This window comes from Pseudomonas sp. 14A (genome assembly GCF_018132745.1).
Lineage (GTDB): Bacteria > Pseudomonadota > Gammaproteobacteria > Pseudomonadales > Pseudomonadaceae > Aquipseudomonas > Aquipseudomonas mercuritolerans.
This window is the reverse complement of sequence record NZ_JAGRQJ010000009.1, coordinates 23,092-42,982: the sequence shown is the minus strand read 5'-3', so window position 1 is coordinate 42,982 and position 19,891 is coordinate 23,092. Positions and strand designations below refer to the sequence as shown.

16 protein-coding genes are annotated in these 19,891 nt (G+C 60.6%); 8 read left to right on the top strand and 8 right to left on the bottom strand.

The window, feature by feature from the left end; genetic code table 11:
• The first annotated feature begins 9 nt into the window (after positions 1 to 9).
• The 7 genes from PS14A_RS08310 (at position 10) to cobA (ending at position 10,579) form a co-directional block, all read left to right on the top strand.
• Positions 10 to 585, top strand: coding sequence for an ANTAR domain-containing protein (locus PS14A_RS08310; RefSeq protein ID WP_007916390.1), 576 nt, complete (start codon positions 10 to 12; stop codon positions 583 to 585).
• A gap of 431 nt (positions 586 to 1,016) precedes the next feature.
• A complete protein-coding gene (locus PS14A_RS08305) occupies positions 1,017 to 2,228 on the top strand; it encodes a nitrate/nitrite transporter (protein ID WP_212615725.1) in 1,212 nt (403 codons plus the stop codon).
• A gap of 7 nt (positions 2,229 to 2,235) precedes the next feature.
• The gene (locus PS14A_RS08300) at positions 2,236 to 3,906 is read left to right on the top strand and encodes a bifunctional protein-serine/threonine kinase/phosphatase (RefSeq protein ID WP_212615724.1); all 1,671 of its coding nucleotides are present in this window, start codon (positions 2,236 to 2,238) and stop codon (positions 3,904 to 3,906) included.
• Positions 3,907 to 4,325: 419 nt separating this feature from the next.
• Positions 4,326 to 6,779 (top strand): nitrite reductase large subunit NirB, encoded by a 2,454-nt coding sequence (gene nirB / locus PS14A_RS08295; RefSeq protein ID WP_016773837.1) that lies wholly within the window; start codon positions 4,326 to 4,328, stop codon positions 6,777 to 6,779.
• The gene (gene nirD / locus PS14A_RS08290) at positions 6,776 to 7,093 is read left to right on the top strand and encodes a nitrite reductase small subunit NirD (protein WP_016773836.1); all 318 of its coding nucleotides are present in this window, start codon (positions 6,776 to 6,778) and stop codon (positions 7,091 to 7,093) included. The genes nirB and nirD overlap by 4 nt, the downstream gene beginning before the upstream one ends.
• On the top strand, positions 7,093 to 9,804 hold the full coding sequence (locus tag PS14A_RS08285) for a nitrate reductase (RefSeq protein WP_212615723.1): 2,712 nt from the start codon (positions 7,093 to 7,095) through the stop codon (positions 9,802 to 9,804). The genes nirD and PS14A_RS08285 overlap by 1 nt, the downstream gene beginning before the upstream one ends.
• Before the next feature lie 13 nt (positions 9,805 to 9,817).
• Positions 9,818 to 10,579, top strand: coding sequence for a uroporphyrinogen-III C-methyltransferase (cobA, locus tag PS14A_RS08280; protein WP_212615722.1), 762 nt, complete (start codon positions 9,818 to 9,820; stop codon positions 10,577 to 10,579).
• A 102-nt stretch (positions 10,580 to 10,681) separates the two neighbouring features.
• Here cobA and PS14A_RS08275 read toward each other — a convergent pair whose 3' ends face one another.
• The 8 genes from PS14A_RS08275 to ppsA all read right to left on the bottom strand — a co-directional run bounded on the left by PS14A_RS08275 (position 10,682) and on the right by ppsA (position 18,821).
• Positions 10,682 to 11,716, bottom strand: a complete 1,035-nt coding sequence (locus PS14A_RS08275; protein ID WP_016773833.1) for an OmpA family protein — start codon at positions 11,714 to 11,716, stop codon at positions 10,682 to 10,684.
• Positions 11,717 to 11,823: 107 nt separating this feature from the next.
• Positions 11,824 to 12,414 carry an RNA polymerase sigma factor SigX gene (sigX, locus tag PS14A_RS08270; RefSeq protein WP_016773832.1) on the bottom strand — a complete coding sequence of 197 codons (591 nt, stop codon included), beginning with the start codon at positions 12,412 to 12,414 and terminating at the stop codon, positions 11,824 to 11,826.
• Between the two features lie 90 nt (positions 12,415 to 12,504).
• Entirely contained in the window at positions 12,505 to 13,329 is an 825-nt protein-coding gene (locus PS14A_RS08265; protein ID WP_016773831.1) for a mechanosensitive ion channel domain-containing protein, read from the bottom strand.
• A gap of 2 nt (positions 13,330 to 13,331) precedes the next feature.
• Positions 13,332 to 13,580 carry a hypothetical protein gene (locus PS14A_RS08260; protein ID WP_003223293.1) on the bottom strand — a complete coding sequence of 83 codons (249 nt, stop codon included), beginning with the start codon at positions 13,578 to 13,580 and terminating at the stop codon, positions 13,332 to 13,334.
• A 63-nt stretch (positions 13,581 to 13,643) separates the two neighbouring features.
• Entirely contained in the window at positions 13,644 to 14,639 is a 996-nt protein-coding gene (locus PS14A_RS08255) for a zinc transporter ZntB (RefSeq protein WP_212615721.1), read from the bottom strand.
• Between the two features lie 21 nt (positions 14,640 to 14,660).
• Entirely contained in the window at positions 14,661 to 15,152 is a 492-nt protein-coding gene (gene rraA / locus PS14A_RS08250) for a ribonuclease E activity regulator RraA (protein ID WP_039762996.1), read from the bottom strand.
• Positions 15,153 to 15,363: 211 nt separating this feature from the next.
• On the bottom strand, positions 15,364 to 16,353 hold the full coding sequence (locus tag PS14A_RS08245) for an alpha/beta fold hydrolase (RefSeq protein WP_137215829.1): 990 nt from the start codon (positions 16,351 to 16,353) through the stop codon (positions 15,364 to 15,366).
• Positions 16,354 to 16,451: 98 nt separating this feature from the next.
• A complete protein-coding gene (gene ppsA / locus PS14A_RS08240; protein WP_122692172.1) occupies positions 16,452 to 18,821 on the bottom strand; it encodes a phosphoenolpyruvate synthase in 2,370 nt (789 codons plus the stop codon).
• A gap of 174 nt (positions 18,822 to 18,995) precedes the next feature.
• Here ppsA and PS14A_RS08235 point away from each other — a divergent pair, with 174 nt between their 5' ends.
• Positions 18,996 to 19,814: a pyruvate, water dikinase regulatory protein gene (locus PS14A_RS08235; protein WP_016773826.1), complete on the top strand. Its 819-nt coding sequence runs from the start codon at positions 18,996 to 18,998 to the stop codon at positions 19,812 to 19,814.
• The last annotated feature ends 77 nt before the right edge of the window (positions 19,815 to 19,891 follow it).

Here is a 19,891-nt window from a genome sequence, read left to right as displayed (position 1 = left end):
ACCGCGAACATGTTGCGCATTCTGCTGATCAACGACACCGCGAAAAAAGTCGGACGCCTGAAAGCGGCGCTGACCGAGGCCGGCTTCGAGGTAATCGACGAGTCCGGCCTGACCATCGACCTGCCGGCGCGCGTCGAAACGGTGCGCCCGGACGTGATCCTGATCGATACCGAGTCACCGAGCCGCGATGTCATGGAGCAAGTGGTGTTGGTCAGCCGCGACCAGCCACGGCCGATCGTGATGTTCACCGACGAACATGATCCGGGGGTGATGCGTCAGGCGATCAAGTCCGGGGTCAGTGCCTACATTGTCGAAGGCATTCACGCACAGCGATTGCAGCCGATTCTCGACGTGGCGATGGCGCGCTTCGAGAGTGACCAGGCCCTGCGCGCGCAATTGCAGGCCCGTGACCAGCAACTGGCCGAGCGCAAGCGCATTGAACTGGCCAAGGGTTTATTGATGAAGATGAAGGACTGCAACGAGGAAGAGGCCTACACGCTGATGCGCCGCCAGGCCATGAGCCGCCAGCAGAAGCTGATTCAGGTGGCGGAGCAGATCATTGCCATGAGTGAGTTGCTGGGCTGAAATTTTCGCTGCAAATCAAGAGCCCCTCACCCTAGCCCTCTCCCGGAGGGAGAGGGGACCGACCGCGTTGTCTTGCGCTGTCCGCCGACCTGAACGACCGAGTCGATTATGGATTCACTCGAAATCGTTCAGATCGGCAAATGACTCGGCCATCCCCCGCTCGGTTCCCTCTCCCTCTGGGAGAGGGCTAGGGTGAGGGGCTTTTGCTTTTCAGCTGTTGGCACAAATCTCGCTAAGTAAACCGCACAGGTAACCAACGGCGGTTGCCCCACCTACGACAAAGACGTCGCTCACCCCGTTCGCCCCTCGGCGAACCAGGTAGCGGCGTTTTTGCGTTTTGGCCCCACAGAGCGGGGCCGGTGGTGCGGCCGTGAGGCGCTCCACCTGCTGTGCATGACTCCTTTCGAGACTCTTTTCAGCCGAGGTGCGCGATGAATTCAAGCTTCTGGAAATCCGGCCATACCCCGACCCTGTTCGCGGCCTTTCTGTATTTCGACCTGAGCTTCATGGTCTGGTACCTGCTCGGCCCGCTGGCGGTGCAGATTGCCGCCGACCTGCACCTGACCACCCAGCAGCGCGGCCTCGTCGTCGCCACGCCAATTCTCGCCGGCGCGGTGTTGCGCTTCGCCATGGGCATGCTCGCTGATCGCTTGTCGCCGAAGACCGCCGGACTGATCGGCCAGGTCATCGTCATCTGCGCGCTGTTCGGCGCCTGGAAACTCGGCATCCACAGTTATGAACAGGCGCTGATCCTCGGTCTGTTTCTCGGTATGGCCGGCGCGTCGTTCGCCGTAGCCCTGCCGCTGGCCTCGCAATGGTATCCACCAGGACATCAGGGCAAAGCCATGGGCATCGCCGGCGCCGGCAACTCCGGCACCGTGTTCGCCGCGCTGCTGGCGCCAGTGATTGCCGCCGCGTTCGGCTGGAGCAATGTCTTCGGTTTCGCCCTGATCCCGCTGGTTTTGACCTTGGTGCTGTTCGCCCTGTTGGCAAAAAACGCCCCGCAGCGGCCGAAACCGAAAGCCATGGCCGACTACTTCAAGGCCCTCGGTGATCGCGACAGCTGGTGGTTCATGTTTTTCTACAGCGTCACCTTCGGCGGCTTCATCGGCCTGGCCAGCGCCCTGCCCGGTTACTTCAACGATCAATACGGTCTGAGCCCGGTGACCGCCGGCTACTACACCGCTGCCTGCGTGTTCGGCGGTAGCCTGATGCGGCCATTGGGTGGCGCGCTGGCCGATCGCTTCGGCGGCATCCGCACTTTGCTGGCGATGTACACCGTCGCTGCCATCTGCATTGCAGCGGTGGGCTTCAATCTGCCAAGTTCCTACGCCGCGCTGGCGCTTTTCGTCTGCACCATGCTCGGCTTGGGCGCCGGCAACGGTGCGGTTTTCCAACTGGTGCCGCAGCGTTTTCGTCTGGAGATCGGCGTGATGACCGGGCTGATCGGCATGGCCGGCGGTATCGGCGGCTTCGCCCTCGCGGCGGGCATGGGCGCGATCAAGCAAAGCACCGGCAGCTATCAACTGGCGCTGTGGTTGTTCGCCAGCCTGGGTGTGTTGGCTTGGTTTGGCCTGCACGGCGTCAAGCGTCGCTGGAGAACCACCTGGGGTTCGGCGGCAGTAACGGCGGCGCGGGTCTGAGGCCCCAATGGCCCTGCAACTGAGCTTCGCCGAAGCCAGCGCCACCGGCCCGCGCGCGGAGAATCAGGACGCCCTGCGCTCGGTGACACCGGCGCCGGCACTGGCGGTGAGCAAGGGATATCTGTTCGCCATCGCCGACGGCGTCAGCCAGTGCGCCGATGGCGGCCTCGCCGCGCGTTCGACCTTGCAGGCGCTGGCGCTGGACTACTACGCGACATCGGAAACCTGGAGCGCGGCCCAAGCGCTGGATCGCCTGCTGCTCGCGCAAAATCGCTGGCTGCAGGCCAACGGCGGCGGGCAACCGCTGCTGACCACGGTCAGCGCGCTGGTGATGCGCGGTCGACGCTTCACCCTCGCCCACGTCGGCGATTGCCGGGTCTATCGCTGGCACGCCGAGCGCTTGCAGCGCATCAGCGAGGATCACGTCTGGGAACAACCGGGCATGCAGCATGTGCTCAAGCGTGCGCTCGGGCTCGATCAACATCTGGTGCTGGATTTCCTCGACGGCGAACTGCGTGAGGGCGAAAGCTTCGTTCTGCTCAGCGACGGCGTCTGGTCGACCCTGGGCGATACCGCGATCGCCGCGATTCTGCGTGATCAAGCGGATCTGCCCAGCGCGGCGCAAACCTTGGTCAACGCCGCGCATCTGGCCGGCAGTCAGGACAACGCCAGTGCCCTGCTGGTGCGCGTCGATGCGCTGGGCGAAGCGAGCATTGGCGATGCGCTGGTGCAATTGCAGCAATGGCCACTGCCGCCAACGCTGAAACCCGGGCAAGCGTTTGAAGGCTGGCAGGTGCAAGGCATCATCGGCCAGAGCCAGCAATCATTGCTGTATCGCGTGCTCGATAGTCAGGGCCAGCCTTGGCTGTTGAAGACCTTGCCGACGCGGCTCGCTGACGATCCGCAAGCCGGGCAGGCGCTGCTGTCGGAAGAATGGTTCCTCAAGCGCGTGGCCGGCCGGCATTTTCCGCAAATCCATGCCTGCACTCAGCGTCAACATTTGTATTACGTCATGCGCGAATACGCCGGGACGACGCTGGCCGACGTGTTTCAACACAGCGGCCCGTTGCCTTTGGCGCAGTGGCAGGACATCGCCGAGCGCCTGTTGCGCGCGGTCGGGTTGCTGCATCGACGGCAAATTCTGCATCGCGACATCAAGCCGCAAAACCTGTTGCTGGGGGATGACGGCGAGCTGCGCCTGCTGGATTTCGGCTTGGCTTATTGCCCGGGACTGTCGGAGGACGCGCCGTCGACCCTGCCGGGAACGCCTAGTTTCATCGCCCCGGAAGCGTTTCGCGGCGAACCACCGAGTGCACAGCAGGATTTGTATTCTGTCGGTGTCACTCTCTATTACCTGCTCACCGGGCATTTTCCCTACGGCGAAATCGAAGCATTCCAGCGGCCCCGATTTGGCGTACCGGTGAATGCCAGTCGCTATCGCCCGGACCTGCCGGAATGGCTGGCGCAAAGTCTGGAACGCGGCGTCGCCGCCGATCCGCAGCAACGCTTTGAAACCGCTGAAGAGTGGCTGCTGGTGCTGGAACAGGGTGAGCGGCAAAGTTTGAGTGTGCGGCCCCGGCCTTTACTGGAGCGAGAGCCGTTGAAGGTCTGGCGGACCATGGCGTTGGTGGCGTTGCTGGGGAATGTGGTGCTGCTGGTTTTGTTGTTTCATGGCTGAGATTGAGTTGCGCCATTCGCGAGCAGGCTCGCTCCCACAGGGGATTGGTGTCGTTCGCAGACACCTTGTGGAAGCGAGCCTGCTCGCGAAGGCATTCGGCGTCACACCGCATAACCCCAAGAATTAACGCGCCACGAACGAGCAACACGCCTCGATTCGGTGCAAAAAAACCTCCTGTCACAACCCCAATCACCAATAAATCCGCGTCCACCCAAGTTGGCACAACCACTGCATTACCCTTTTCACCATACATAAAGCCCAACCTTCAACGACGAAGGCTGCGCTTCCCGAGAGAACGGGACCAGGACAAAGGCGTCCTCGCTAGGCAACTAGCGGGACGCCTTTTTTTGTTTGCGCAAAATTTGTCGAGCAAGGCCCGACGGCCCACCAGAGGCCAGCCGCAGCTCCCGGAGAACCTGATGAAAAAACTCAAACTGGTGATGATCGGCAATGGCATGGCCGGGGTGCGTACCCTGGAAGAACTGCTCAAGCTGAGCGACGAGCTCTACGACATCACCGTCTTCGGCGCCGAACCGCACACCAACTACAACCGCATCCTGCTGTCGCCGGTGCTGGCCGGCGAGCAGACTTTCGAAGAGATCGTCCTCAACGACCTCGACTGGTACCTGGAAAACAACATCAAGTTGCTGCTCAACCGCAAAGTGGTGGAGATCGACCGGGTCAAACGCCGAGTGATTGCCGAGGACGGCACCGAAGCCGAGTACGATCGCTTGCTGATCGCCACCGGCTCGACCCCGTTCATCCTGCCAATCCCCGGCAACACCTTGCAGGGTGTGATCGGCTATCGCGACATCGCCGACACCCAGGCCATGATCGACACCGCCAGGACCCACAAGCACGCCGTGGTCATCGGCGGCGGCCTGCTCGGCCTCGAAGCCGCCAATGGCCTGATGCTGCGAGGCATGCACGTGACCGTGGTGCACCTCGGCGAATGGCTGCTGGAGCGGCAACTGGACAAGACCAGCGGCCAGTTGCTGCAATCGGCGCTGGAATCCCGTGGCCTGCATTTCCGCCTGTGCGAACAGACCCAAGCCCTGCACGACGCCGGCAATGGCCGGGTCGGCTCGGTGCAGTTCAAGAACGGCGATATCATCCCTGCCGACCTGGTGGTGATGGCCGCCGGCATCCGCCCCAACACCGAACTGGCAGAAAAGGCCGGCATCCCGTGCAATCGCGGGATTCTGGTCAACGACACCCTGCAAACCTACGACCCACGCATCTACGCGATCGGCGAATGCGCCAGCCATCGCGGCATCGCCTACGGTCTGGTTGCGCCGCTGTTCGAACAGGCCAAGGTCTGCGCCAACCACCTCGCGCAACTGGGTTTCGCTCGCTATCAGGGCTCGGTGACTTCGACCAAATTGAAAGTCACCGGCATCGACCTGTTCTCCGCCGGCGATTTCATGGGCGGCGAAGGCACCGAGACCATCACCCTCTCCGACCCGATCGGCGGCGTGTACAAAAAACTGGTGATCAAGGATGACGTGCTGGTCGGCGCGTGTCTGTACGGCGATACAGCAGATGGCGGTTGGTATTTCCGGCAGATTCGTGAGAATCACGCCATCGGTGAGATCCGCGATCACCTCATGTTCGGCGAAAACGCTCTGGGCGACGTAGGACATCAGGGCCAGGACAAAGCCATGGTCATGGCCGACAGCGCCGAAGTCTGCGGCTGCAACGGTGTGTGCAAGGGCACCATCGTCAAGGCGATTCAGGAACACGGCCTGTTCAGCGTCGATGAAGTCAAGAAACACACCAAGGCTGCCAGCTCCTGCGGTTCCTGCGCCGGCCTTGTTGAACAGATCCTGATCAATACGGTGGGTGGCGCGGCCGACGTCAAACCGAAAAGCGAAAAAGCCATCTGCGGTTGCAGCGACCTCAACCACGGGCAGATTCGTCAGGCGATCCGCCAGGAACACCTGCTGACCATCGCCGAGACCATGAGTTACCTGAACTGGCGCACGCCCAATGGCTGCGCGACCTGTCGCCCGGCGCTCAACTATTACCTGATTTCCACTTGGCCGGGCGAAGCCAAGGATGATCCGCAATCGCGTCTGATCAACGAACGCGCCCACGCCAACATCCAGAAGGACGGCACCTATTCGGTGGTGCCGCGCATGTGGGGCGGCGTGACCAATCCGTCGGAACTGCGGCGGATCGCCGATGTGGCCGACAAGTACAACGTGCCGATGGTCAAGGTCACCGGCGGTCAGCGCATCGACTTGCTGGGGATCAAGAAACAGGATCTGCCCGGCGTCTGGAAAGACCTCGACATGCCGTCCGGCCACGCCTACGGCAAATCCATCCGCACCGTGAAAACCTGCGTTGGCAGCGAGTTCTGCCGCTTCGGCACGCAAAACTCGACGCAACTGGGCATCGAACTCGAGCACGACCTGTTCAACATGTGGTCGCCGCACAAGGTCAAGCTGGCGGTGTCCGGTTGCCCACGCAACTGCTCGGAAGCGGGCATCAAGGACGTAGGAATTATCGGCGTCGACTCCGGCTGGGAGATGTACATCGGTGGCAACGGCGGGATCAAGACCGAAGTCGCCGAGTTCTTCGTCAAGCTCAAGACTGCCGAAGAAGTCCGTGAATACAACGGCGCGTTCCTGCAGCTCTACCGCGAAGAAGCCTTCTACCTCGAGCGCACCGTGCACTACCTGCAACGGGTCGGCATGGAGCACATCAAGAAGAACGTGCTCGAAGACGCCGAGCGGCGCAAGGCCCTGAATGAGCGCCTGCAATTCTCCCTGTCGTTCGAACAGGACCCATGGAAAGAGCGCCTGGCGCAGCCGCAACTGAAGAAAGAATTCGACGTTATCCCCGTGAAAAACCTGGAGGTGCCGGCATGAACTGGCTCGATATCTGTGCGCTGGAAGAGATCAACGCCCTCGGTTCGCGGATCATTGCCGGGCCGAAAGGTGACATCGCGATTTTTCGTACAAGCGACGACGAGGTTTTCGCCCTCGATGACCGCTGCCCGCACAAGGGCGGCCCGCTGTCGCAAGGCCTGATCTACGGCAAGCGCGTGGCCTGCCCGCTGCATAACTGGCAGATCGACCTCGAAACCGGCGAAGCCCAGGCGCCGGACATCGGCTGTGCGCACCATCATCCGGCGCGGGTCGAGAACGGCCGGGTGCAACTGGCCCTGCGGGACGCCATCTGATGAACCGCCAGACGACCGCCTCGACCTGCTGTTACTGCGGGGTCGGCTGCGGCGTACTGATCGAGCATGACGGCGAGCGCATCCTCGGCGTCAGCGGCGATCCGGCGCACCCGGCCAACTTCGGCAAACTGTGCAGCAAAGGCTCGACGCTGCACCTGACCGGCGACGTCGCCGCCCGCGCCTTGTACCCGGAACTGCGCCTGGGCAAAGGCCTGGCGCGCAGCCGTACTGACTGGGATACCGCCCTCGACCACGCGACCAACGTGTTCGCCGAAACCATCGCCGAACACGGCCCGGACAGCGTGGCGTTCTACATCTCCGGGCAGTTGCTCACCGAGGACTACTACGCCTTCAACAAACTGGCGCGGGCGCTGGTCGGCACCAACAACATCGACAGCAATTCGCGGCTGTGCATGTCCTCGGCGGTCGTCGGCTACAAACGCAGCCTCGGCGCCGATGCCCCGCCGTGCAGTTATGAGGATCTGGAGCTGAGCGACTGCGTGATGATCGTCGGCAGTAACATGGCCTACGCCCATCCGGTACTTTTCCGTCGACTTGAAAAAGCCAAATCCCGTCGCCCGCAGATGAAAGTCATCGTGATCGACCCGCGTCGCACCGACACCTGCGATTTGGCTGACCTGCATTTGGCTATTCTTCCAGGCACCGATGTCGCGTTGTTCCATGGGATTTTGCATCTGCTGCTGTGGGAAGACTGGATCGATCGCGATTTCATCAAGGCGCACACCGACGGCCTCGCCGAGCTTAAAACGCTGGTACGCGATTACACCCCGCAGATGGTTTCGCAGCTGTGCGGCATCAGCATCGAACAACTGCAGCAATGCGCAGAATGGGTTGGCACTGCGCCGAGCTTCCTGTCGCTGTGGTGCATGGGCCTTAATCAGTCCAGCGCCGGCAGCGCAAAAAACAGCGCGCTGATCAATCTGCACCTGGCCACCGGGCAAATTGGCCGTTCCGGTGCAGGACCTTTCTCCCTGACCGGTCAGCCAAACGCCATGGGCGGGCGGGAAACCGGCAGTCTGTCGAATCTGCTGCCCGGTCACCGCGATGCCGCCAACCCCGAGCATCGCGCCGAGGTGGCGGCGTATTGGGGCGTGGAGAGCTTGCCCGAGGCGCCGGGCCTGAGCGCCATCGAGCTGTTCGAAAGCGTGAGAAGCGGCAAGATCAAGGCTTTGTGGATTGCCTGTACCAATCCGGCGCAATCGATGCCAGACCAGAGCGCAGTCCGCGCAGCGCTAGAGACCTGCCCTTTTGTGGTATTGCAGGAAGCCTTTCGCACTACCGAAACCGCTGCATTTGCCGACCTGCTGTTGCCTGCCGCCAGTTGGGGCGAGAAGGAAGGTTCGGTGACCAACTCCGAGCGGCGCATTTCCCACGTGCGCAAAGCGGTTGACGCACCGGGCGAAGCGCGGCCGGACTGGGCAATCACGGTGGATTTCGCACAGCGTCTGGAGAAACGTCTGCGCCCCAAGCAGCCAAGCCTGTTCGCTTTCGATCAACCTTCGCAGTTGTTTGATGAATTCAAAGCGCTGACCCGTGGGCGAGACCTGGATCTGTCCGGGATCAGTCATGCCTTGATCGACGAGCTCGGCCCGCAGCAATGGCCCTTCCCTGCCGGCGCCCGCCAAGGCACGCCACGCTTGTACGGCGACGGCATTTTTCCTACAGCCAATGGCCGCGCGCAGTTCATTGCCGATCCGTATCGCGCCGCCAAGGAACAACGCGACGCGCGCTTTCCGCTGACTTTGATCACCGGTCGCCTGCGTGACCAGTGGCACGGCATGAGCCGCACCGGCACCGCCGCGCAATTGTTCGGCCACGTCAGCGAAGCCGTGCTGAGCCTGCACCCTGACGAAATGCGTCGGCACCGCTTGCAGCCCGGCGATCTGGTCAATCTGAAAAGCCGCCGTGGCGCGGTGATTGTTGCGGTCGGCAGCGACGACAGCGTGCGTCCGGGCCAGGCGTTTCTGCCGATGCACTGGGGCGATCGCTATCTCAAGGGCGGCGTCAACACGCTGACCTTGCCGGCGTTTGATCCACTGTCCAAACAACCGGAGCTCAAGCACAGCGGCGTGCGTCTGGAAGCAGTCAATCTGCCTTGGCAACTGTTCGCCTTGATCGAGGGTGATATTCAACGGCATTTCGAGACGCTACGACCGCTGTGCGAGGCGTTTTCCTACGTCAGCCTCAGCCTTGTCGGTCGTGAGCGGCCAGCGCTGCTGATACGCGCTGCACACGGCCAGGCGCCGGATCCACAGCTGCTGGGCGAGATCGACCAATGCCTGTCACTGCTGGATGGCCCAGTTCTGGCCTATGACGATCCGCGTCGCGCTATCGGCAAGCGGGTGCGCATCGAAAACGGCCGTATCACTGCGATTCGCCTGGCCGGCGAAACCCTCGCGCAACATTGGTTGCAGAGCCTGTGGCTGGAGGGCCGCGCCGACCAACAACTGCGGCGCTGGCTGCTCGCGCCGATGAGCACGCCGCCGGGCGCTGTCGGCGCCATTGCGAGCGACAAGACCTTGTGCAATTGCGAAAACGTCAGCCTCAACGCAGTCTGCGCCGGCATTCGCCAGGGCATGGATCTGCAAGGCCTGAAAAACAATCTCCGATGCGGTACGCAATGCGGTTCCTGCGTGCCGGAAATCAAGCGTCTGCTGGCTGCCGAAGCGCGGCCGGTCGCGGTCATTTAACGAGGACAACACCATGAATGCGAAAGTCTGGCTGGTGGGCGCAGGCCCTGGCGATCCGGAGTTGCTGACGCTCAAAGCGGTGCGCGCATTGCGCGAGGCCGATGTGGTGATGATCGATGATCTGGTCAACGACGCGGTGCTGGAGCACTGCCCGGCTGCGCGGGTTATCCCGGTGGGCAAACGCGGCGGCTGCCGTTCGACGCCGCAGGCATTCATTCATCGCCTGATGCTGCGTTACGCACGCCAGGGCAAATGCGTGGTGCGGCTCAAGGGCGGCGATCCGTGCATTTTCGGCCGCGGTGGCGAAGAAGCGCAGTGGTTGCGCGAGCGCGGGGTTGAAGTGGAATTGGTCAATGGCATCACCGCCGGTCTGGCCGGGGCGACCCAGTGCGATATTCCGCTGACGTTGCGGGGCGTGGCGCGCGGAGTAACGTTGGTGACTGCGCACACCCAGGATGACAGCCAGTTGAACTGGCAGGCGCTGGCGCAAGGCGGGACGACGCTGGTGGTTTACATGGGCGTGGCCAAGCTGGGCGAGATTCGTGATCAGCTGCTGGCCGGAGGGATGGCGGCGGATACGCCGGTGGCAATGATCGAAAACGCCTCTTTGGCGCATCAGCGTGAGTGTCGCAGTGATCTGAGTGCGATGGCTGAGGATGCCTCGGCGTTTGAATTGAAGAGCCCGGCGATTCTGGTGATTGGTGCGGTGGCAGCTGTCGTGGAAGAGCAAAAGATCGCAGCCTTCGGCAGCTCCTACAGGACACATATGATCTGAATGCAGGAGCTGCCGCAGGCTGCGATCTTTCAAGATTCAAAGCCAAATCGCAGACAAAGAAAAGCCCGGCCTGAGCCGGGCTTTTCCATCAGCGGCAGCTAATTACTTAGCTTGAGCTTCAACCTGCGCTTCTACGCGACGGTTTACAGCGCGGCCAGCGTCAGTTTTGTTGTCAGCAACTGGGCGGGATTCGCCGTAGCCAACAGACTGAACGCGGGACGATTCAACACCGTACTGGTTGGTCAGAACTTGCTTAACGGCGTTTGCACGACGCTCGGACAGTTTCTGGTTGTAAGCGTCAGGACCGACGGAGTCAGTGTGACCTTCAACAGTAGTGGTGGTGGATGGGTACTGCTTCATGAAGTCAGCCAGGTTCTTGATGTCGCCGTAGCTGTTTGGCTTGACTACCGACTTGTCGAAGTCGAATTTCACGTCCAGCTCAACACGAACAACTTCAGCAACTGCTGGGCAGCCATCAGCGTCAACGGTTACGTTGGCTGGGGTGTCCGGGCACTTGTCAACGTTGTCGCAAACGCCATCGTTGTCGCTGTCGGAGCAGACTTCAGCAGGTGCTGGAACTGGAGCAGCAGCTGGCTTGGAGCCGCCACCGAAGTTCACACCGATACCGACGCTAGGAGCCCACTCGGTGTCGCCCTGGTCGATGTTGTACTGAGCTTCAACGCCGGCACGGGCGTAGAAGTTCTCGGTGAAGTACAGCTTGGCACCGCCGCCAACGTTGGCGAAGGTGGAACGGTTACGACCGTTCGAACCGTTCTGGTCGATGCTCTGGTCAGAGAAACCGGCCGAAACGTATGGACGAATCATGTCGCCTGGGTTGTTGAAGTGGTACAGAGCGTCCAGAGCGGTGTTAGCGCCTTTGACGTTCTTGCCATCGTCGGCACGTACGTTGTGCACTTCGTCGTAGCCCAGACGCAGTTCAACGTCGTCGGTCAGGAAGTAACCGATCGAACCGCCGAACAGGTTGCCGTTGTTCTTGAAGTTACGAGCGCTGTCGAATTGTTCTTTCTTAGCGAAGCCTTCGATTTCAACTGCGCCTTGGCCTTGTGCCAGAGCGCCGAACGAAGTGGCGGCAATCAGAGAACCAATGGCCAAGCCCAAGGTGTTTTTCAGTTTCATCCGTTAAATCCCCATCTGGTGATTGTGAAGCAGTCCCGCAAACCGGGGGACAACTCGGCGGCAAGTCTATCAGAACTTGCCTACACGTAAGAGATATTTGCGCTGAACTAAGTTTCAGCAATGCCTGCAAATTTCTCACGCAATTTATCTAGAGCGCGTTTGTAACGCATTTTTGTCGCACTCAAACCCATGTGCATGATGTCTGCGATCTCCTGAAACTCCAGCTCTGCGACAAATCGTAGCACCAGAATTTCGCGGTCAATCGGATTCACATACACCAGCCAGCGATCAAGCCCACCCTTCTCCTCCGGCTTCGGCGCCTTTTCTTCAGACGCTTCTTCAAGAGGGTCCAGACTGAGAGCGTCCATCAAGCGACGCTTACGCCGTTCCTTCCGATACTGCGTGATGCATTCGTTGTAAGTGATGCTGTAAAGCCAGGTTTTGAACTTCGATTTCCCCTCGAAGTTCTTCAGGCCGTACAGCACCTTCAGCATCACTTCCTGACAGACATCGTCTGCGTCGCGATCGTTCCCAAGATATCTCGCGCAGACGTTAAATAATGTTCGCTGGTAACGCCGCATCAACTCTTCGTAGGCGCGCGTTACGTGAAACAGCTCGGTATGCGAGCGCGCGACCAACTCCTCATCAGAGAGCTCGCGGGGGTCGTAGCGCGTGGATAGCGGTTGGGCTTTATTCAAAACAAGTCGTGCCGACAGTCAGGTCAATGTCCGCCACAACCAGCCTCGGCTGGCATTTTGCGGCGGCATACATTAGCAGGGTTTGCCGGTTTAGCGGCTACTCACATGCTGTTCCAGCAGGATCCGATTGGAGAGAGAGACTAGCTCACCCTCATCGGTCAGCAATGTGGTTTTAACCGTGCCGATCTCTTCGATCTGGCCTTCGACCTCGCCAACACGCACTTGTTGCCCAACCTCGTACAGCTCACGCACATAGATTCCCGCAAGAATCTGACCGGCGATTTCCCGGCTTCCCAAACCCATGGCCAGCGCAACTGCCAGACCAACGGTAATCAATACGATAACAATCACATGGTTCAGCAGGTCGGTCTTGACCTCGAGCTGGCTGATCGCGACCGAGATGCTGATGATGATCACCAGCCCCTGCGCGATCCGTCCCAACCCCGAAGCGTAGTCCAGGCCTACGCCTTCTGCTGCGCCGCGAACCAGCCCGTTGGCCAGTTGCGCCAGCAGGACACCGACCAGCAATACCAGCGCGGCGCCGAATACTTTCGGCAGATACAACGCCAGCATGTCCAGCGTAGCTGAAACTCGCTCAAGGCCAAGGGATTCTGCCGCAGAAACCAGGAAAATCAGCAGAACGAACCAGTAGACGATTTTACCGATCAGCGTCGAGATCGGCACTTGCAGCCCGGCGCGCGACATCAGCTTGGTCAGCCCGGTGCCGCCCATCAGGCGATCGAGGCCCAGTTTGGCGAGCAATTTGGAGAGCAAGGTGTCGAGCAGCTTGGCCACGACGAAACCCAACAGCAGCACAACCAGTGCGCCGAACAGGTTCGGAATGAAATTAGCGACTTTGGTCCACAACGCAGTCATTGCAGTGACGAGGCTCTGAGTCCAGAGATCAAGTTCCATATTCAATCAGCCTTATCAGCAGTGCGAGCGGTAGTTTTACGAAGACGGGAAACCGGCGAGACATGCGCCGAGCCATTGTTCAGGGCGATCATCAGCGCGGGCAGCCAGCGGCCCAGCAGGCTGAACAGATCACCGGCGCCGACCTGGCGGTTGGCGGTTTTGAGTACGCGGCCCAGGCACGCATCGTCGTCGCGGCTGGACGGCGAAGCGTTGAGCATGTCGCGCAAAGACTGTTCAAACGGATCGTGCATACGCACCTCTCGTGATGTCTGTGAAAGACGCGGGCAGATTTGCTCGGGTCACATGCGCCATGTTCACACCCAGCGCAATCGACGGAACAACCACCACTGGCCGAATGCCAGGGCGAGCACCGTCAGACAGGCGATCAGGAAGCCATACGGGCTTTCGGCGAACGGAATACCGCCGACATTTATCCCGAGCAGACCGGTGATGAAACTCATCGGCAAAAAGATGCAGGTAATGATGCCGAAGCGGTACATGGTGCGGTTCATGTGCACGCTCAAACGCCGGTCTTCGGCCTCCAGCACAAGCCCCACGCGCTCTCGGGTCAATTCGAGCTCTTCCAGATAACGGGTGAGGCTGTTGTTCAATTCGTTCCAGTAGTCGGCGTCGTCTTCGACGAACCACGGCAGTTTGATCCGCGTCAGCTGTCCGAAAATGTCCCGCTGCGGCGCTAGAAAACGCTTCAGCCCGGCCGCTCTGCGGCGGATGTGCAAAATGGCCCCATGCTCGGGGGTATACCGTTCGTCGGCGTCGAGTTTTTCTTCTTCTTCATCGACCACTTCCGACAGGCAAGTGACCAGATCCTGCACTTTATTGGTGAGGAACTGCGCCAGATACAGCATCAATTCAGAGGAAGTTTTCGGCCCTTTGCCCTCAGCCAGCAGCGCCAGCAACTCATCCGTAGCGCGCAACGGACGCAAGCGCAGGGAAATCACTTGCTGAGCCGAGGCGAAAATCCGCACCGAAACCATGTCTTCCGGCTCGGCGCCCGGGTTGAGATTGACCCCGCGCAGAAACAGCAACAGCTCGGAGTCGGGCAATGGCAACAGACGCGGTCGGGTGTTCTCTTCCAGCAACAGATCGCAGGTGAATTCATTGAGCCCGCTGGATTTGCGCAGCCAGGTACGGGTCTGCGGATGGCTGCGATCCCAGTGCAGCCACAGGCTTTCATGGGCCTGCAACTGCAAATCGTCGAGCTCAGTCCGGGCTATCGAACGCGCACCGCCCTTGCCGTCCAGCACCAGGGCATGCACCAGCCCCCATTGCGCGTTTTCTTCCTCGAACATCCGCATCCCTTGTCGAAAAGCTTATTCAGGCATTTTCAGCGGAGTCGGCGAAACGATCACGCCGTTGTTGTCCGCATAAATGTACTGGCCTGGGTGGAACGTCACGCCGGCGAAAGTCACCGGGACGTTGAGGTCGCCAATGCCGCGCTTGTCGGTTTTCATCGGGTGGCTGGCCAGCGCCTGCACGCCGAGATCGGTCTGGGCGATGACGTCGACGTCACGGATGCAACCGTAGATCACCAGCCCTTCCCAACCGTTCTGCGCGGCCTTGGCGGCGATCATGTCGCCCAGCAGGGCGCGGCGCAGCGAACCGCCGCCATCAACCACCAGCACTTTGCCTTTGCCGTTGAGTTCGGCCTGCTCCTTGACCAGCGAATTGTCTTCGAAGCATTTGATGGTCACGATTTCGCCGCCGAAGGAATCCCGGCCGCCGAAATTGCTGAACATCGGTTCCAGCACCTGCACCAGCTCCGGGTAGGCGTCGCACAGGTCAGGCGTAAGGTAATGTTCCATCGAAAAACTCCTGTAACAAGGAAGACGATCAAGGGATGCCGCATTCTGATGAGACGAGTTCCGGCGGTCGCTGTTTACCTTAGTCCATGCCATGGTCGCTGAGCGAACCTGAACCGCGGCTGAAACGTTATCGCTAAACAGTCACGAAATATGACCGGAACCGCACAATGCGTCATATCTTAGCCGCAAGCCAGGCTGAACGGAACGCCCCTCACACTGCAGCGGCCAGATCCGTCGTCTGCGCCAGCAATGGCGTCTGCTGATCGTTCAACCAGCGCGCCACCAGCGGCCACACCTCAGCCTGCGCTGCTTTGCTCACCAGCATTTCGACATGGCCGAAATTATCCGAGAAGCCCTGCTCGCGCCCCAGATTGATGAACTGCTTGTGCTCGGAGCCGATCTGCTCGAATAGCTTGCGGCAGGCCCACGCCGGATCCTGATGATCGCCCGCTGCGGTCACGGCCAGCACCGGCAGCTGAACCTCGGCAAGTCCGGCCCACCAGTCCTTGTCCTTGTCGCCGAAGCGACCGAACAAGCCGTACCAGCGCATGCTTTCGATGGCCAGGCCGATCGGCTCGTCTTCCGGACCGCGTTTGAGGCGTGAGCCGGACAGCTGCGCGAACCGCTTGAGAATGAAGCGCCCGCCCCACTCCACCGGTGGAATCTTCAGTGGCCAATAGGTACGGCTGACCTGGGTGCCGAAAAACGCCGCCGAGGCCACGGCCGGTTCGCCGAGGTATTCGCCACCGAGTGCCGCCGCCAGGGTAATGCCGCCGAGCGAATGGCCGATCCAGTGCGGGATCTGTCCACTTTGCTCACGCACGAACGCGGCAATCGCCGGCAGATCGTAACGGGCGTAGTCGGCCACGCGGTTGCGCCGATAGTCTTCGTTGCGCTGGGACAAGCCGTGACCACGCATTTCCGGGATCCACACGTCGAAGCCCAGCCGCGTCAGATACGCGCCGAGCCCGAGGCCTTTGGGGGAAAACCAGAAGCGCCGATTGGAAAAGCTGCCGTGCAACAGAATCACCGGCACGCCGCGTGGCGCCGTGTCATCGGCCATGCCCAGGCGGGTGACGGCGATCTCCACGGACCAGTCCGGGCTGTTGCCGGGTTTCAATCGATAGACGTCTTCGCTCAGATCGCCGCGCCGCTCGGCGCTGATCAGCGCGACAGGAAACAGGTTGCTGCTGCTTTGCATAATGCTCTTGCACAAAAAAGGGCGGCATCCGCTGGAGCCCGCCCTACTTAAATCTCAAGGCCCGCTCCCACATGGGGTGCGGGCCAATTACATACTGATCAAGCCTGACCTTCGGCGAGGAAGAACCAGGTTTCCAGCACGGTGTCCGGGTTCAGCGACACGCTTTCGATGCCCTGTTCCATCAGCCACTTGGCCAGATCCGGGTGGTCGGAAGGACCCTGACCGCAGATGCCGATGTACTTGCCGGCCTTGTTGCAGGCCTGAATGGCGTTGGCCAACAGCTTCTTCACCGCTGGATTCCGCTCGTCGAACAAGTGCGCGATGATCCCGGAGTCACGGTCCAGACCCAAAGTCAGTTGGGTCAGGTCGTTGGAGCCGATCGAGAAGCCGTCGAAGAATTCGAGGAATTCCTCGGCCAGAATCGCGTTGGATGGCAGCTCGCACATCATGATCACGCGCAGACCGTTCTCGCCGCGCTTCAAGCCGTTCTCGGCGAGCAGATCGACCACCTGGCTGGCTTCGCCGAGAGTACGGACGAACGGCACCATGATTTCAACGTTGGTCAGGCCCATCTCGTTGCGCACGCGTTTCAGCGCGCGGCATTCGAGTTCGAAGCAGTCGCGGAACGATTCGCTGATGTAACGCGAAGCACCACGGAAACCCAGCATCGGGTTTTCTTCTTCCGGCTCGTAGAGCTTGCCGCCGATCAGGTTGGCGTATTCGTTGGACTTGAAGTCCGACAAACGCACGATGACTTTTTTCGGCGTGAACGCTGCAGCCAGGGTGCTGATGCCTTCCACCAGTTTGTCGACGTAGAAGTCGACCGGGTCGCTGTAACCGGCAATACGCTTGTCGACGCTGTCCTTGATTTCCTGCGGCAGGCCGTCGTAGTTCAACAGCGCTTTCGGGTGCACGCCGATCATGCGGTTGATGATGAATTCCAGACGCGCCAGACCAACGCCGGCGTTCGGCAATTGGGCGAAGTCGAAGGCGCGGTCCGGGTTGCCGACGTTCATCATGATCTTGAACGGCAGCTCCGGCATGGCGTCGACGGAGTTCTTCTTGATGTCGAAGCCCAGTTCGCCTTCGAAGATGTAGCCGGTGTCGCCTTCGGCGCAGGATACGGTCACGCCCTGGCCATCCTTCAGCAGCTGGGTAGCGTTGCCGCAACCGACCACCGCCGGGATGCCCAGCTCACGGGCGATGATCGCCGCGTGGCAGGTACGCCCGCCACGGTTGGTGACAATGGCGCTGGCGCGCTTCATCACCGGTTCCCAGTCCGGGTCGGTCATGTCGGAAACCAGCACGTCGCCCGGCTGGACCTTGTCCATTTCCGAGACGTCTTTGATGATCCGTACTTTGCCGGCGCCGATGCGCTGGCCGATCGCCCGACCTTCCACCAGCACGGTGCCGGTTTCTTTCAGCAGGTAACGTTCCATGACGTTGGCCTGGGTGCGGCTTTTCACGGTTTCCGGACGCGCTTGCACGATATATAGCTTGCCGTCGTCACCGTCCTTGGCCCACTCGATGTCCATCGGGCAGCCGTAGTGCTTCTCGATGATCATCGCCTGCTTGGCCAGCTCGCTGACTTCGGCGTCGGTCAGGCAGAAACGCGCACGTTCGGCCTTGTCGACATCGACAGTCTTGACCGAACGACCGGCCTTGGCCTCGTCGCCGTAGATCATCTTGATGGCTTTGCTGCCCAGATTGCGACGCAGGATGGCCGGACGACCGGCCTCCAGCGTGCCTTTGTGGACGTAGAACTCATCCGGGTTGACCGCGCCTTGTACGACGGTTTCGCCCAGGCCGTAAGCGCCGGTGATGAACACCACGTCACGGAAACCCGATTCGGTGTCGAGGGTGAACATCACGCCGGCGGTGCCGGTTTCCGAACGCACCATGCGCTGCACGCCAGCCGACAGGGCGACCAGTTTGTGGTCGAAGCCCTGGTGCACGCGGTAGGAAATCGCACGGTCGTTGAACAGCGAAGCGAACACCTCTTTGGCGGCGCGGATTACGTTTTCCACACCACGGATGTTCAGGAAGGTTTCCTGCTGACCGGCGAAGGACGCGTCCGGCAAGTCTTCGGCGGTGGCGGAAGAACGCACGGCCACGGCCACGTCAGGGTTGCCGGCCGACAGCGCGGCGAACGCGGTGCGGATCTCGGCGTTGAGCTTTTCAGGGAATTCGGCGTCCATGATCCATTGACGGATCTGCGCACCGGTCTTGGCCAGCGCATTGACGTCGTCGACGTCGAGCGCGTCGAGGGCCTTGTGGATCTGCTCGTTCAGGCCGCTCAGTTCGAGGAAGTCACGATAGGCCTGAGCCGTCGTGGCGAAGCCGCCGGGGACCGAAACACCGGCGCCTGCCAGGTTACTGATCATCTCGCCCAGGGATGCGTTCTTGCCCCCCACATGCTCAACATCGTGTTTGCCGAGCTTATCGAGGGAAACTACGTACTCTACCAAGGTGATCTCTCCACTAACTGTGTTGGAAAAGCTCAGAAACCGGCGGCCCGGGGGAGCCTTGGCCGGTTGTATGGCCTGGACCTGGAAAATAAGTGAGAATGCGGGCCAATGGCGGCCGGCAAATCGCGCCTATCATATCCAAGATTCGTTACTAGCTTAAGGCCCAAGGTGCAAATGAAACGATCTGCTTTCTTCATCTCCGATGGCACCGGCATTACCGCCGAAACCCTGGGTCAAAGCCTGCTGGCGCAGTTCGAAAACATTACCTTCAGCAAATTCACGCGGCCCTACATCGACAGCGTGGAAAAAGCGCGGGCCATGGTACAACAAATCAACAAAGCCGCTGAAACCGACGGCTTTCGGCCGATCATCTTCGACACCATCGTCAATCAGGACATTCGTGAGATTCTCGCAACGTCCAATGGTTTCATGATCGACATTTTCTCGACCTTCCTCGCGCCGCTCGAACAGGAGCTCACCGAGCATTCTTCCTATACCGTGGGCAAGTCCCATTCCATCGGGCACAACTCCAATTACATGGAGCGCATCGAGGCGGTCAACTTCGCCCTCGACAACGACGACGGCGCGCGCACCCACTATTACGACAAAGCCGATCTGATACTAGTGGGCGTGTCGCGATGCGGCAAAACGCCGACGTGTCTGTACATGGCCATGCAGTTCGGTATCCGCGCAGCCAACTATCCGCTGACCGAAGACGACATGGAACGCCTGACCCTGCCGACGGCTCTGCGCGCCCATCAGCACAAGCTGTTCGGCCTGACCATCGACCCCGACCGCCTGACCGCGATCCGCAACGAGCGCAAGCCCAACAGCCGTTATTCGAGCTACGCCCAGTGCGAATTCGAAGTGCGCGAAGTGGAGAACCTGTTCCGCCGCGAGAACATTCCGCACATCAATTCCACGCATTTCTCGGTGGAAGAGATTTCGGCGAAGATTCTCGTGGAAAAAGGCGTTGAGCGGCGGTTCAAGTAGTCCGGCGTCGCCTGATCTGGCGCCTTCGCGAGCAGGCTCGCTCCCACAGTAGACCTGCATCGTAACGACTGTGGGAG

What these genes read in the sequence shown, in the direction of transcription:
- PS14A_RS08245 (WP_137215829.1), bottom strand. Translation starts at nt 16,353, where the DNA reads ATGCAAAGCAGCAGCAACCTGTTTCCTGTCGCGCTGATCAGCGCCGAG.
- PS14A_RS08300 (WP_212615724.1), top strand. Translation starts at nt 2,236, where the DNA reads ATGGCCCTGCAACTGAGCTTCGCCGAAGCCAGCGCCACCGGCCCGCGC.
- PS14A_RS08235 (WP_016773826.1), top strand. Translation starts at nt 18,996, where the DNA reads ATGAAACGATCTGCTTTCTTCATCTCCGATGGCACCGGCATTACCGCC.
- nirD (WP_016773836.1), top strand. Translation starts at nt 6,776, where the DNA reads ATGAACTGGCTCGATATCTGTGCGCTGGAAGAGATCAACGCCCTCGGT.
- rraA (WP_039762996.1), bottom strand. Translation starts at nt 15,152, where the DNA reads ATGGAACATTACCTTACGCCTGACCTGTGCGACGCCTACCCGGAGCTG.
- PS14A_RS08275 (WP_016773833.1), bottom strand. Translation starts at nt 11,716, where the DNA reads ATGAAACTGAAAAACACCTTGGGCTTGGCCATTGGTTCTCTGATTGCC.
- PS14A_RS08310 (WP_007916390.1), top strand. Translation starts at nt 10, where the DNA reads ATGTTGCGCATTCTGCTGATCAACGACACCGCGAAAAAAGTCGGACGC.
- PS14A_RS08285 (WP_212615723.1), top strand. Translation starts at nt 7,093, where the DNA reads ATGAACCGCCAGACGACCGCCTCGACCTGCTGTTACTGCGGGGTCGGC.
- cobA (WP_212615722.1), top strand. Translation starts at nt 9,818, where the DNA reads ATGAATGCGAAAGTCTGGCTGGTGGGCGCAGGCCCTGGCGATCCGGAG.
- PS14A_RS08305 (WP_212615725.1), top strand. Translation starts at nt 1,017, where the DNA reads ATGAATTCAAGCTTCTGGAAATCCGGCCATACCCCGACCCTGTTCGCG.
- nirB (WP_016773837.1), top strand. Translation starts at nt 4,326, where the DNA reads ATGAAAAAACTCAAACTGGTGATGATCGGCAATGGCATGGCCGGGGTG.
- PS14A_RS08255 (WP_212615721.1), bottom strand. Translation starts at nt 14,639, where the DNA reads ATGTTCGAGGAAGAAAACGCGCAATGGGGGCTGGTGCATGCCCTGGTG.
- PS14A_RS08265 (WP_016773831.1), bottom strand. Translation starts at nt 13,329, where the DNA reads ATGGAACTTGATCTCTGGACTCAGAGCCTCGTCACTGCAATGACTGCG.
- PS14A_RS08260 (WP_003223293.1), bottom strand. Translation starts at nt 13,580, where the DNA reads ATGCACGATCCGTTTGAACAGTCTTTGCGCGACATGCTCAACGCTTCG.